The following is a 12,086-nucleotide window of genomic DNA, read 5'->3' on the forward strand; positions in this document are numbered from 1 at the left end:
TCGCAGTTGCTAATATTTGAACGCCGTTTGCGCTTTAAATTTTCACAGTAACTTACTTGTGAAGTGGGTCTGCCTACTGCACCATGAAATACGCGCGTAAATTGCGTAGTGAGTTTTAACCAGTTTTCGGGGGATATATTAAGTCTTTCTAGCAGAGGAGGGTTCATATTATCAATGTGCCCCCGTTTATCCTCTCGTATTATTTGCCCTGTTAACTCAACAAGTTCAAGGTAAGATTTAAGCTCAAACGGCAGCCCTTTAGGCATAATCTGACGTGGCATACCTGCAAAACGTAGTAACTGCTTAGGTTGTTTACCTTCTGCCGCGCATGTTAAGCGATTTTGTACACTGGTATGGTCTGACTCTTCTGGTTTGTTAGCTATTTTAGCTCTAATGGGATTTAAATCGACATAGGCCATGCAGGCTGCAAGTGCTGCTTCATCTAGTAATGCTTGCGATTTGAACCTTCCCTCCCAGAATCGTCCTGTGCAGTTATCTTCTTTATTTGCTCTGCGAGCAATGTTTTCATTTAACAACCGCATAAACCAGCTGATACTTGATAGGCGCTCTCGGTATTGCTTTACTGTTTGATTAAAAAAGATAAGTTCAACTTTACTTAGCTTTTCACCCTGTATGTATTTTTGTGTTAACAATGTGCCTTTACAGAGTTTATGCCAGCGAATAATAATCGCTTTATCATTTAGCCTATTCGCTTTTTTATCATCTACATACAGTACTAAGTGCGTGTGATTACTCATAACGGCATAAGCACACACGTCGATACAAAATATCTTAGCTAATTCAAGCAACTTATCCTCAACCCATCCTCGTCGATGCTCGTAAGATTGACCAGTAAAACGGTCTTCTCCACACAAAAAAGCACGACGAACACACCGTGAAATACAATGGTAGTATTTTGTATCAACCAAACTTACTTGTCGCTTTCTTGCAATTGCCATAAGACACCCAGCTCGTTTTTTACACTGATTTAAACGTAGCCTTCAATTTTGAAAAGAGCAAAACTTAAGATGGGTGTCTTATTTATTATTATTTGCCCGCGCAGCGGGCGAACTTGATTTTTTTGTTATACGCGCTTTTCAACGAAGTGCATACCCCAGCGGTTTGATGCAGAAAGCATAAAGCCGAAATAGACGATTGAAAATACACAGCCCAAGAATGCTTCACTTCCTGTTTTAACGAGTAGAGGTTTAAAGAAATTCACTACGAGGCAAAACAGAGTTATAAACCAAATTGCTTTCATAACGTTGTCGTAAATATGGTTTTTTAAAATGCCGCTGTGTTCTTGGAAGCTGAAGAAGAAACAGGAAAGTTTGCAAGTAAGCCAAGTTAAGAAAAAAGATGAAATTGAAATGAAGATTGCGGCTGCCATTTCTTGAGTAAGCATACCGATTAAGAACGCAGAAGCACACCAAACTAGTGGTAACTTAAGTCCTAACTTTTGAGTAATGAGAAGATACTTAGGTTTTTTAAGCGGCATTTCTATCCTTGATGCTCATAGCGTATAACGCCTCATTCAGAGGCAATAAAATAGCTGGTTAAAATTAGCGAGGCACGAGCAAAAACCAGCTGTTTTTTGTCCTGCTGAAATGACTTGTTAAGTGCCCGTTCTTATTCATACCAAGAACTAGTATCGACCTCTAAAGCATTCTCATTTACTGAGATATTCTCGGGGTTTGTTATACATGCGTCTACGGGAATATAAAATGGGAAGTCATTTGAAATTTCGCAGAAATCATCACCTTTCCCGTACTCTTGAGTAATATAAATTGTTCCCTCAACCCCTATCGTGATTCCATTTTCTTCCAAGTATTCGATTTCCATTTTTTCTGGAGAAACCTGTTCGACTATCACTCTGTGAGCCAAAATAGATAACTCATCGGGGCACGAGTTAATTACAGCATCAAATACTTTATCTTGAATACCGTACTCTAAGCTTTGTGTAACCATGCTTTCCAATGAATCTAGCTCTTCAATGACTTCCTGAGAGCGTTGAATAATAAACTTCATATCAGTGTAAAACTTTTGAGGGCAAGCTTTGAAGTGTTTAGCCGTGATATGGGTATATTTATTAAAAAAGTTAAACTCTTTCAAATAGTCTTTAATGCTCTGATTAAGATCTTCAATAGTAAATTCGTCCAGATAAGCATCAGACAAAAAACCTTGTGCGCAAAACTTAAGCTTCTGTCGTCTTGTGACATTAAATTTGTCACTTTCTTTTTCATACCAACAAGCCTTTTCTACCTCTTTATCAGGTGCACGTCTGTTTAATACTTGAAGAACTAACTCTCTCATAGAAAAAGCAAAATTATGAAAACGTAAAGGGTTTCCATGAGAGCAGTAATTTCTCAAACTACATAAGAACAACTCTCTTTCGAAATCGGTCTTTAACAGTTTCTCAAACTCAATTATGAAAGAGTGATTCAGTAACTTTTTTAACTTCATAGGTTAGATAAAACACCTTAGGGCATTTAACGCCCTGTTATGGGGCGGATTAAGCTTGGCTATTCTAGCGAAGAATGAGCGTCAGCCAAGCATTAAAACGTCCAATCCATAAACAGCTTGTTATATACCCGAATTCAATATTTGTTTAGCTATATTTGCTGCTTTTAAGTTTTCATCTGTAATTGGCTCTGGAGCACCCATCGCGATTATAAAGTTTTGCCTTTTACTTTTGACAAGGTAGAAATATGAATACAAAGAAATATCACCTTGCTTACTGACCGATTCAGCAGAAAAACCGACACAACCTGAACCGCAATCTACCTCGGATAAAACTGATTTCATAGGTTTTAAAGTTTCGTTAACGCTATCGACGATTTCTGAAAACTGCTCACCTACCAAATAGCCAAATTCAATATTGATAAAAGGGTTTCTTTTTTTACCAAAAGCTAAAATCCTTCTTACCTTGTCAGTTTGGACGGTTAAGTTGTCAGGTAAAGATATGACAAATGAATCAGTCTTGACATTCTGTGCTAAAGAAGCGAATGGAACTAGTAATAAAAATGCTAAAATAAAACGCATACTTTTCCTTGGGTATATAACACCTCATTAAGAGGCAAAAAAGTTGGTTAACATAAGCGACGAAGGAGCAAAAACCAACTGTTTTTTGTCCTGATTTAATGACTTGTTAGTTTTACATTCCAAAAACTTCTTCGAAGCTTTCACCATTGTCTAATCGCTCTAATCCAGAATATAAAAATTTTGGATCTAAATCTTCAATTGCAACTCTTGAGGCTTGATACGATTTAACACTTGTGTTTGGAAAGTCACTAAGAAAAAACACTGATTTAATTTGCTCTACTTCTTCTTGTGAAACATCAATATTTTCTATTAAAAATGGGGCTCTATAGTCAACTTTGATACCCGTACCTTCAATAAACCAAGCTGGCAATTTTGTGAATTCTGTAAAAATATTGGTTCTATGCCTAACTTCAGCATGCACTAATTCATGAGCTATAACGTCAACATTCATTCCCTTTGGGCCTAAGAATATACACTCTCTAAAAAAACCAGAATTTTGCATACCTGTAGGATTAAGTCCGTATTTTTTATATTCAAGATCATTTGTCATAATCAATCGAGGAGAAGAGTTTATCTCGCCATATATTTGATTTACTCTGTTGTAAGCCATATTCATTGACTCTAAAAGTAACGTTCGTTGCTCGCTAGTTACGCTAGAGTCCACATATACATCGGGGTGTACTTCTGCGAAATTTGTTAGGTTTATAGCCTCACATGCTATTGCTTCTTTTTTAAAAAATAGAAATGAAAAAATAAAGGAAAATAACATAATCAATAAACTAACTTTCAGAATGCGCACACACTCTCCTTGTAAAAACTAACACTTACAATAAGCGGTTTTGCGCCGCTCTTGCGCAAAATCCGTCTTAATTGTTTTGTTATTTGTCATCATCATCGGTGTACTCCGAAAGATAAATTTCCATATTCAAATCGACACATTTTTGCATTAATTCAACTTTCAAAATTGGACCACCACCACAAGCATCATTCCGAGGGGAAAATCCAAAATCAGCCACCCATTTGCATCCTGACGGAAGGTTATCCGCCTCTGTAGCAAGCCATACCTCAAACTCTGTAACTAAAGTTCGTAAATCCCATCAGCCTTTGGCAATTAGTGCAAAGTTTTCGCTAGATTCATTGGCTACCTTACGAATATACAAAGACAACTCTCAAAACTCCCTTTTTGACATATAACATCCACATAAGGGGCGGTAACACATGGGCTAAAATTAGGAGCGAAGTGACGCAGACCATGTGTAGGCGTCCCAGCGAAGCGACTTAATGTGTTTGTTATATTTGTGGCTTATTCAAACTGCTGTTTGTCCCACGGTTGATTTTTGTCTTCTCTGAATGCGTCCCAGCCTTTAGGTAGATCTGCAAGCTCAATCATTTCTGGAAATTTGCTAATAAAACACCCCATACAAATTACCATGCCGTCATCGGGGTCATCCGTAGTGTTGCACATAAACTGCCACCCATCATCTATGTAATGATTAACTTGGATTATTGGCTCCAATCTTTCATAGACAAATTTGGTAGTTACTGCAGCAGAGTCTATTGGGCAACTGAAAGGCCATTCATCTTCTTTAAAAGTGTGCTTATGCATAATTTTCCGGACAAATATAACGCCCTGTTAACAGGCAAAAAATAGTTGGTTAAAATTAGCGACGAAGGAGCAAAACCAACTGTTTTTTGTCCTTGTTTAACAGCTTGTTATGTTTACATTTACTAAAACGTTTCCATTATTATTTCTTTACCTTTAGATGGGAAGTTAATAATTACCGATTCATATTGGCTTTCTACACTTTCAATTTCGATATAATCGCCAGATTGCAGAGTGATTTTAAGCAAACTCGGTGAGGATAAACAAACACTTGAGAATTGTTGCCTAACTAAGTTCCCCCATGGTGCACTATTGGGTGAATCATCCCATTCATAAATGTTTCCATTGATACGAGCAATAACGCGCTCATTACAATGAATATTGACATTGCAGAATTTAAACCCGATTCCACAAGAAGACAATAAAGTTGAATCTAGGTATTGCTCACTGAGAGCCTTTTGTAAAATTTCAACGATATCAGAATTAAACAGAATCACTGAACCTTCCCTGTAAACATAACGCCTTACTAAGCGGCGCGAAATTGTTGGCTAAAATTGCGAGGAACGAGCGCTAGCCAACTCTTTAGCGTCCGTTTGAGTAACTTGTTATAACCCGCTGATTACCCAATAAAGTCTTTAAAGCTATATTGTCCCTCAGTAATAAGATTTTCTTTTACCATTTCCTCAAACCAATTATTTAGAGCCTCTTTCATTAACTCCATAGGACCTTTCCATACAGGTTTAATATGCTTTACCCAAAGCTCTATTTCCTTAGAAGTATAAATACTATCTTTACACATCATTTTGGCTATTTTAAGAATGTTTTCTGTGTTCTCTTTATCTATGATTTGTTCAGGAACTGACCAATGAGCTTTTCCAAGACAATCAGTGTAAAAGCCTACTTGTTTAAGATTATCTAAAAGTAATGGATGTTCAGCCTTTTCATCATATATTGATTTAAACTCTTCAAGCTTATTTGCCCCACTTGAAGCTAAAGACGGAAATAACCACATAACATTTTTTTTGGTATGAGAACGATAAGCCTTCCATGCATCTTTAACTTGATCACCATTTTTAGCTAATGCTAGCTCACGTAAAATACTTACTTTACCCGACTCTTCGATTGACAAAATCGACAAAGATAAGGCAGAAGGAAACCTATTTAGGTTAAATAATATTTCAGCATCCTCGCTTAACCGCCGAGCATTATCATTAGCAGCATTCATACCCGCTGCAATTTGAGCTGGCTTCAGTGAATTTTTCCATTGACCTAATCCTTTAGACACGAGCACCTCATTGAAAAGGGTTATAACGCCGCGCTCTGCGGCAAATTTGAAGCGCAGCGTAAAATTTGTCCGACAGCAGCGCCTTGTTAGCTCTTGACTATCTCACCTTCTTTCTGCTCATAAGTCTCATCTGGTGCTTGTGAATCCCCTTTAAAACGGTACACTCTTTTAGAAACACGTCTATTTTCACCGGAAATCCCAAAGCTTCCCGTTTGCGTTTCTGCATTAAGACTTAATCCTGCAGAGCCTTTTCCTGAATTATCGTAGTACTCTTCAATTTCTACTTCTGTAGCATTTTCAATTCTCTTAGCTATAGCAAGCTCTTGAGCAACACGAGCTTGATGCTGAGAGTAATCCATTTTAATCTGCTGCTTTGCTGCTTCTTCCTTCAAAGCTTCTAAATTTTTACTAGAAGCATCATCCATTAATTTTGAAGACGCTTCTACTCCATCAATTACTAGCCCTACTATCGGGCCGCCAGCAAATCTAGCAACAGCTTTCCATGTGTCTGCCATTTCATATCTCCTTACTAATTATTGAGCTAACGCTCAAATAACAGGCTAAGTAATGGTTGGCTAAAATTGTGTAGCGAAGCGAAACGTAGCCAACTGTTACGTGTCCTTGTTTATTTTCTTGTTAGCTTGCCTTTTAGCTCAGCTAGAACAAATAAGCCTTTTTTAAATTAAGCCCATGTTCAATATTGTAATCATCATGCGTATTGGATGCAGATGTTATTAAAATATATTCTTCACCAATTTCATAGCTTGTTGCCCAATTAGCTGGGCCTATTTGCTTATGGTTAGGGTGAATTCTTCGCTGCATGCAGTAAGTCGACAATTGTAATTGGCCGTCAATATAGTCAGGATATTCGCCTTTTATAACTTCTGTAACTTTAAATACGACACCATCATTTTTTGACATGCTCATGCCGTAATCATCAGGGTAATCGTATATTCGCACTAGCTCAGCAACCACAATAGCATCAGCTTTTGATAGTAGTTTACTGAAAATATAATCATCAGTTCGTTTCTCAAACTCTCCTGTACCAGTACAGGAATAAGTATGGAAAGTAAAAAATAGTAGAAAAATACTCAATAGTTTCATGGCTAGCTAACGCCGCGCTCTGCGGAAATTTAGGAGCGTCAGCGAGTAAATTTTCCGTAGCAGCGCCTTGTTAGGCCTTCTCGTCACTCTCATTCTCCGTATCTTCTGATTCACGTAGAACGTATTGATGCAACCATACAAATTGCTCCAAGAATAGAAGACCTTTTTCTGCATCATCGTACAATCTGGGGAAGTCATCAGAGACTTTCATTGCTTGAGGGAAGTACGTTTCGATTGCGCTTAAAACTATTGAGGCGTCTAGTTCACCAGTTAAGCTGTTATATTGATCCCTTTCAAAATCCGACTTATGAGAAACACCGGTCTCCACTCCCCACGCTGTTGGTACATACGAGTCGATTATTCTAATTAGAGAATCTGGGTCCTTTAAAATCAATTCATCCACGTAATCATTAACGTAGCCATTATCAACAAACTTATTCAATGTATAAAATATTGTTGGTATCGATGTAGGCGCTAATAGTGTTATATCTTCTTGGTCTTTAAACTCATCAGCTATTACATTTCCCAAGTGCTTCCCAATTTCATCTATGCATACTTCAGAAAACGCATCTTTTTCAGGTTTGTTCTCATCCTCTCGCTTTAACCATTTAAATATTTCAAGCTTGAACTCAATTATAGGTGCAATATCGATGCATTTTTTTGCCAAGTCAGTTCGTTCTGGCTTCGGCACATTTTGGATCAGATCGCTAACCAGCATAGCTGCTTGGGAAAAGGGAGTCGTCCAACTATACAAAACCTCTGGATTTGAAATATCATCACTCTTTTGTGCTACAGCAAGTGCAAGTGCAATTGAGGCAGCAGCGCTAATTTCGCCTGATTTTTGCCTCAATTTTTTAATTAATGTTTCCGATGAAGCGGGGGTTAGAATTTCATTCAAGGGGTTGCTTTCTCTATCAAGTTCCACTCCCCACTTCTCACTCTCATCAGACAAAGCTTGGACTGCTTGATCAGATATATCTCCTCTCGGAATGGCATAAGTAAAGTATCTTGAATAATAATTTTCAGAGCAAATTCTTTGGCCTTTATTCCATTTCTCATACCAATCGGATCCATAACTCATGTTCCCGTAGACGGATTGAAGTTTAGGAAACATATTTTTTAGCAGCCCAATAAAACCTGCTTTATTGATGTTCTTACCAACATCAAGGGCATTATTCACAAGGTTTTTTATATGATCTTTTTCATTATCATTATTCGAGTAATAGCTATCTCGAAAAGTACCTGTAAATAGCGACTTATTTACCCTTAGCACCTCATACAACGAAGGGCAAAAGACCCTTATTCCCTCTAAAAGCATTAAATCTACAGGGTTTACTTCTCCTTGCAAGATAGGCAAAGAGAACATTAATGTATTTCCATATAGCTTGGCTTTTCTTGGAGTCGTTAAGCAATCATCGAATGCAGAACTAAAGTCACGAACAAACTCTTGAACTTGCTGCTGTGAGAGTGTGATTCCCGCAATATTTATTGCTTCATCCACTCCTTGAAAACAAAATTCTCGAAGGACTTGTTTTTCAACAGCTGGCAAATGTAAGGGGACTTGAATAATTTTTTCTAGAAACGCCTCTCCTGCATTCTCAGCAGTACTAGAGTAGCGGTCTTGTAAGGATGCGGCGACAACATCTTTATCGAATGCCAAGATATATGATGTATATTTGAAATCAGCAGTGAGCTTTACTAGTCTAAATAGTGCATGAATTTCTGTTTTTTCTAGCCTATCAACATCGTCGATCAGTATAAGGACTCGCCTCTGAGCTGCTTCCAGCTCATTTTCTATTCTATTTTTTAGCTCATTTATATCTGGCCCTGAGATGAAAGCACCAAAAGCATCTCCTGCCCCCTTTGCACCTATCAGTGCTCCAGCACCAGGAGCCGCCTTTTTAACGAAATCCTTAAGCTTATCCCCAGTTTTTATTAATTCTGCATCTAGAGCTTCAGCTATATCAAAAAAGAAACCTGTTAGCAGTTCTTCCTCTGCACCAAAGCGCCAAGGGTTGAACTTAATACATATCACGTTCTCATCAGAATCCAGTGATTTTTCAATAAAGTTGAGCACGGATGTTTTACCATCGCCCCATATGCCATAGAGTCCAATAACTATACTGCTTGGGTCACTTCGCTTTGATATTACTTGAGCCACCCTTTCGGAAAAGCTCCAGCGAGAAAATCTATCCTGTTCTTGCTCGTGTATAGGTGAATCTGAGGAGTAGTTTTTATCTTCCATATCTTTCCTGAGGCCTAACGCCCAAATCAGGCTACCGAACCGCTAAGTGGGTTTTGGTGCTAACATGCCGCGAAGCGAGCTAGCGCCAAAAGCCGCGCAGCGGTTTGGGTCACCTGGATTTTTTTGTTATAACTTGATCCCGCATTGCTGAAGCGCACTTGCTAAAGATGGATCAAGATCATACTCACCCGTTGAAGATGCCGCTTGATTTAAACCAACAGTACGGTATTTGATCTTTTGGCCAGAAAGCATTTCATTAAGGATTTTTCGAGCTTTATCCCCTGTAGTTGCAGTAAAAGGAGACATAGAGCGAGCTGCTGATTCCATTGCAGTTTTGTAGGTAGCCTCAACTAGCTCTTTATTTTCTTCCGGAAGGTAATTTGCGTAATCTTTCATTGTGTCCAATGTTCCCTTAGGAGCATAATCCAATGGAGTCTCGCTCGAACTGATTGTCCACGCAGTGTTTGAATCAATACGAATCTGAACATCACCTACAGGTATAGGATGTTTTCCTCCGCTTTTTACACCCAACCGCAGGTCTCCATTTACCACTTCAATATAGGGATAATAATGATTACTGTAAGTGTAAACGGAGCTTTTTGTATAAAGGCTTCCAACTGATACTGAACAGCTTTTTTGATCAGTAAACTCGTCAACCTTTACGTTTGATACCCAAGAAATACTTGGCGCGGTTGTTGATGCGCAACCAGCTAATATTAAGATGGCAGCAATGGTTCCAATATGTCGCACAATTCCTCCTTAAAGTTATAACAACTTTATCAGAGGACACTTTCCTCTTTTTATGAGTAATATATGTCCTCTTAATTACTTTTAATATTAATAACAAATCCTGTAACACATTGCCAGCTTTAAACTTTAAGTCAGGCTGTTCTTTTATTAAAATGAAGAAAAGAGGAAAACGTCCTCATTTCTTGACTTAGGAGGAAAAACACTAATACTGTATATAAATACAGGCAAATAGGGTTTAAAATGAAAACTAAGTCCCCTTTCCTTAATAGTATTATCGACTATATGTATAGCCATCATTATGCTAAAAAATCTATTGAAACTTATGTCTTTTGGATTACTGCCTATATCCATTTTCATAATAAGCGACACCCTACCAGTATGGGCAATAATGAAGTAGAAGTATTTTTAAATCACTTAACAGTTACTAAAAAAGTGGCAGCGAGAACACAAGCAACCGCTTTAAATGCACTTGCTTTTTTATATAAACATATTATCAAGAATGAGCTTTCATTAGATTTAAATTTCATCAAAAGTAACCGCCAACAGATGCTTCCTGTCGTACTTACACAAACTGAGGTATCGCTACTTTTTAGAAATATAAATAAGCGACATTATTTGATAGCAAGCCTGCTATATGGAAGTGGTTTACGGCTGATGGAAGCAGTAAAAATAAGAGTTCAAGATATTGACTTCGACTATAAAAATATACGCATATGGAACGGTAAGGGTAATAAAAATCGTATTGTGACACTTGCTGAAGAATTAATACCAATGCTAAGAAATCAAATAATTCAAGTTGATGAATATTTACAGTTAGATTTAAAAAATGATGCTTACGCCGGTGTATGGATGCCTCATCGACTTAGTAAAAAATACCCAAGTGCTAATAAGTCATTACAATGGCAGTTTCTGTTCCCATCACATAAATTAAGTACAGACCCTGAAACAGGAGAAATAAGACGCCATCACTTAGATCGTTCAGGGGTAAGAAAGGCAGTTAAACTGTCTTCTACAAAAGCTGAAATTAATAAACACGTTACCCCACATACTTTACGTCACTCTTTCGCTACGCATTTGCTGCAAAGCGGCGCTGATATACGTACAGTACAAACACAGTTAGGTCACAGTGATGTACGTACTACACAGATTTATACGCATGTTTTACAACAAGGTGCTAACGGGGTTGTTAGCCCTTTTTCAAAATTATAAACCTCCCCTATTCAAAACAAAAAAGCACAGCCCAAAAGCGCCATGCTTTTTAAATTCAAGCGTAAAAAACTTACTTTACAAACGAATACCGCCGTCTATTTCAACCACGCGACCGGTAAAAAAGTCGTTTTCGATTATGTATTGTGCAGTATGGGCAATTTCGTTGCTTTCGCCCAAACGCCCTACGGGTGTTACTGCAAGCATACGCTGTTTGGCTTCGGGTTTCATGGCGTCTGTCATCGCGGTGCTTATTACGCCTGGTGCAATAGCCCCTACGCGTATACCAAAACGGCCAAGCTCTTTAGCCCATGTGGTGGTAAGTGCTACTACGCCAGCTTTTGATGCTGCGTAGTTTGTTTGGCCTATGTTACCTGCGCGCGCTACGCTTGACATATTCACAATTACACCGCCTTTGCCTGATTCAATCATGTGGCTTGCAGCTTCTCGCCCTGCTAAAAATACGCCAGTAAGGTTTACATCAATCACCGATTGAAATTGCTCAAGGGACATTTTTTTTACCACTTTGCCGTCTTTAGCTTTTATAAACATGCCGTCGCGTAAAATACCGGCGTTATTTATAAGCACACCAATGTGGCCAAAATCGCCATTAATGGTATTAAATACGTTTTCTACTTCGCTCTCTGCGGTTACGTTTGCAGCGTAGCCTTTAATAGTGCCAGATACACCGTCAAGCTGTTTTAGTTGCTCGCATGCTTTGTTTAATAACTCTTGCGCCATATCTATAAGTGCAATGTTAGCACCCATAAGGGCAAATTTTTGCGCCATTGCAAAACCTAAGCCTTGTGCGCCACCAGTTATTACTACCGTGTTATTTTTAATTTCCACGC

General features: G+C 38.3%; 15 protein-coding genes. 1 reads left to right on the forward strand and 14 read right to left on the reverse strand.

Features of this window, described 5'->3' with window-relative positions; translation table 11 throughout:
- From AN393_RS13750 to AN393_RS13805, 13 genes are all read right to left on the reverse strand, one after another.
- Window positions 1-959: transposase (locus AN393_RS13750; protein ID WP_055018422.1), on the reverse strand; the 959-nt coding region annotated here is incomplete at its 3' end.
- Window positions 960-1,084: 125 nt separating this feature from the next.
- Window positions 1,085-1,498 carry a hypothetical protein gene (locus tag AN393_RS13755; protein WP_055018384.1) on the reverse strand — a complete coding sequence of 138 codons (414 nt, stop codon included), beginning with the start codon at window positions 1,496-1,498 and terminating at the stop codon, window positions 1,085-1,087.
- Between the two features lie 131 nt (window positions 1,499-1,629).
- Window positions 1,630-2,463 (reverse strand): hypothetical protein, encoded by an 834-nt coding sequence (locus AN393_RS13760; RefSeq protein ID WP_055018385.1) that lies wholly within the window; start codon window positions 2,461-2,463, stop codon window positions 1,630-1,632.
- Window positions 2,464-2,583: 120 nt separating this feature from the next.
- Window positions 2,584-3,042 carry a hypothetical protein gene (locus AN393_RS13765; RefSeq protein ID WP_055018386.1) on the reverse strand — a complete coding sequence of 153 codons (459 nt, stop codon included), beginning with the start codon at window positions 3,040-3,042 and terminating at the stop codon, window positions 2,584-2,586.
- Between the two features lie 112 nt (window positions 3,043-3,154).
- Complete coding sequence (locus tag AN393_RS13770) at window positions 3,155-3,841, reverse strand: hypothetical protein (protein WP_055018387.1); 687 nt, start codon at window positions 3,839-3,841, stop codon at window positions 3,155-3,157.
- Between the two features lie 79 nt (window positions 3,842-3,920).
- Window positions 3,921-4,058 carry a hypothetical protein gene (locus AN393_RS20285; protein ID WP_161804170.1) on the reverse strand — a complete coding sequence of 46 codons (138 nt, stop codon included), beginning with the start codon at window positions 4,056-4,058 and terminating at the stop codon, window positions 3,921-3,923.
- Window positions 4,059-4,345: 287 nt separating this feature from the next.
- Window positions 4,346-4,648: a hypothetical protein gene (locus AN393_RS20470; protein ID WP_006793678.1), complete on the reverse strand. Its 303-nt coding sequence runs from the start codon at window positions 4,646-4,648 to the stop codon at window positions 4,346-4,348.
- Window positions 4,649-4,770: 122 nt separating this feature from the next.
- Window positions 4,771-5,142 (reverse strand): hypothetical protein, encoded by a 372-nt coding sequence (locus tag AN393_RS13780; protein ID WP_055018388.1) that lies wholly within the window; start codon window positions 5,140-5,142, stop codon window positions 4,771-4,773.
- A gap of 122 nt (window positions 5,143-5,264) precedes the next feature.
- Entirely contained in the window at window positions 5,265-5,930 is a 666-nt protein-coding gene (locus AN393_RS13785; RefSeq protein WP_055018389.1) for an AbiV family abortive infection protein, read from the reverse strand.
- An 86-nt stretch (window positions 5,931-6,016) separates the two neighbouring features.
- Complete coding sequence (locus AN393_RS13790) at window positions 6,017-6,445, reverse strand: hypothetical protein (protein WP_055018390.1); 429 nt, start codon at window positions 6,443-6,445, stop codon at window positions 6,017-6,019.
- A 142-nt stretch (window positions 6,446-6,587) separates the two neighbouring features.
- Entirely contained in the window at window positions 6,588-7,034 is a 447-nt protein-coding gene (locus AN393_RS13795) for a hypothetical protein (RefSeq protein ID WP_152968284.1), read from the reverse strand.
- 70 nt (window positions 7,035-7,104) lie between these two features.
- Window positions 7,105-9,279, reverse strand: coding sequence for a P-loop NTPase fold protein (locus AN393_RS13800; RefSeq protein ID WP_055018392.1), 2,175 nt, complete (start codon window positions 9,277-9,279; stop codon window positions 7,105-7,107).
- Between the two features lie 126 nt (window positions 9,280-9,405).
- Entirely contained in the window at window positions 9,406-10,029 is a 624-nt protein-coding gene (locus tag AN393_RS13805; RefSeq protein ID WP_055018393.1) for a hypothetical protein, read from the reverse strand.
- 240 nt (window positions 10,030-10,269) lie between these two features.
- Between AN393_RS13805 and AN393_RS13810 the strand changes: the two genes are divergently transcribed.
- Entirely contained in the window at window positions 10,270-11,238 is a 969-nt protein-coding gene (locus AN393_RS13810; protein WP_055018394.1) for an integron integrase, read from the forward strand.
- 75 nt (window positions 11,239-11,313) lie between these two features.
- On the opposite strand, the gene AN393_RS13815 is transcribed toward AN393_RS13810, so the two are convergent.
- The gene (locus AN393_RS13815; RefSeq protein WP_055018395.1) at window positions 11,314-12,084 is read right to left on the reverse strand and encodes an SDR family oxidoreductase; all 771 of its coding nucleotides are present in this window, start codon (window positions 12,082-12,084) and stop codon (window positions 11,314-11,316) included.
- Window positions 12,085-12,086: the final 2 nt, after the last annotated feature.

The organism is Pseudoalteromonas sp. P1-25 (assembly GCF_001401805.1).
Classification (GTDB): domain Bacteria; phylum Pseudomonadota; class Gammaproteobacteria; order Enterobacterales; family Alteromonadaceae; genus Pseudoalteromonas.

Bases quoted from the DNA above. Each gene is read 5' to 3' on its own strand.
- AN393_RS13755 (WP_055018384.1), bottom strand. From the start codon at position 1,498: ATGCCGCTTAAAAAACCTAAGTATCTTCTCATTACTCAAAAGTTAGGA.
- AN393_RS13760 (WP_055018385.1), bottom strand. From the start codon at position 2,463: ATGAAGTTAAAAAAGTTACTGAATCACTCTTTCATAATTGAGTTTGAG.
- AN393_RS13765 (WP_055018386.1), bottom strand. From the start codon at position 3,042: ATGCGTTTTATTTTAGCATTTTTATTACTAGTTCCATTCGCTTCTTTA.
- AN393_RS20470 (WP_006793678.1), bottom strand. From the start codon at position 4,648: ATGCATAAGCACACTTTTAAAGAAGATGAATGGCCTTTCAGTTGCCCA.
- AN393_RS13790 (WP_055018390.1), bottom strand. From the start codon at position 6,445: ATGGCAGACACATGGAAAGCTGTTGCTAGATTTGCTGGCGGCCCGATA.
- AN393_RS13795 (WP_152968284.1), bottom strand. From the start codon at position 7,034: ATGAAACTATTGAGTATTTTTCTACTATTTTTTACTTTCCATACTTAT.
- AN393_RS13800 (WP_055018392.1), bottom strand. From the start codon at position 9,279: ATGGAAGATAAAAACTACTCCTCAGATTCACCTATACACGAGCAAGAA.
- AN393_RS13810 (WP_055018394.1), top strand. From the start codon at position 10,270: ATGAAAACTAAGTCCCCTTTCCTTAATAGTATTATCGACTATATGTAT.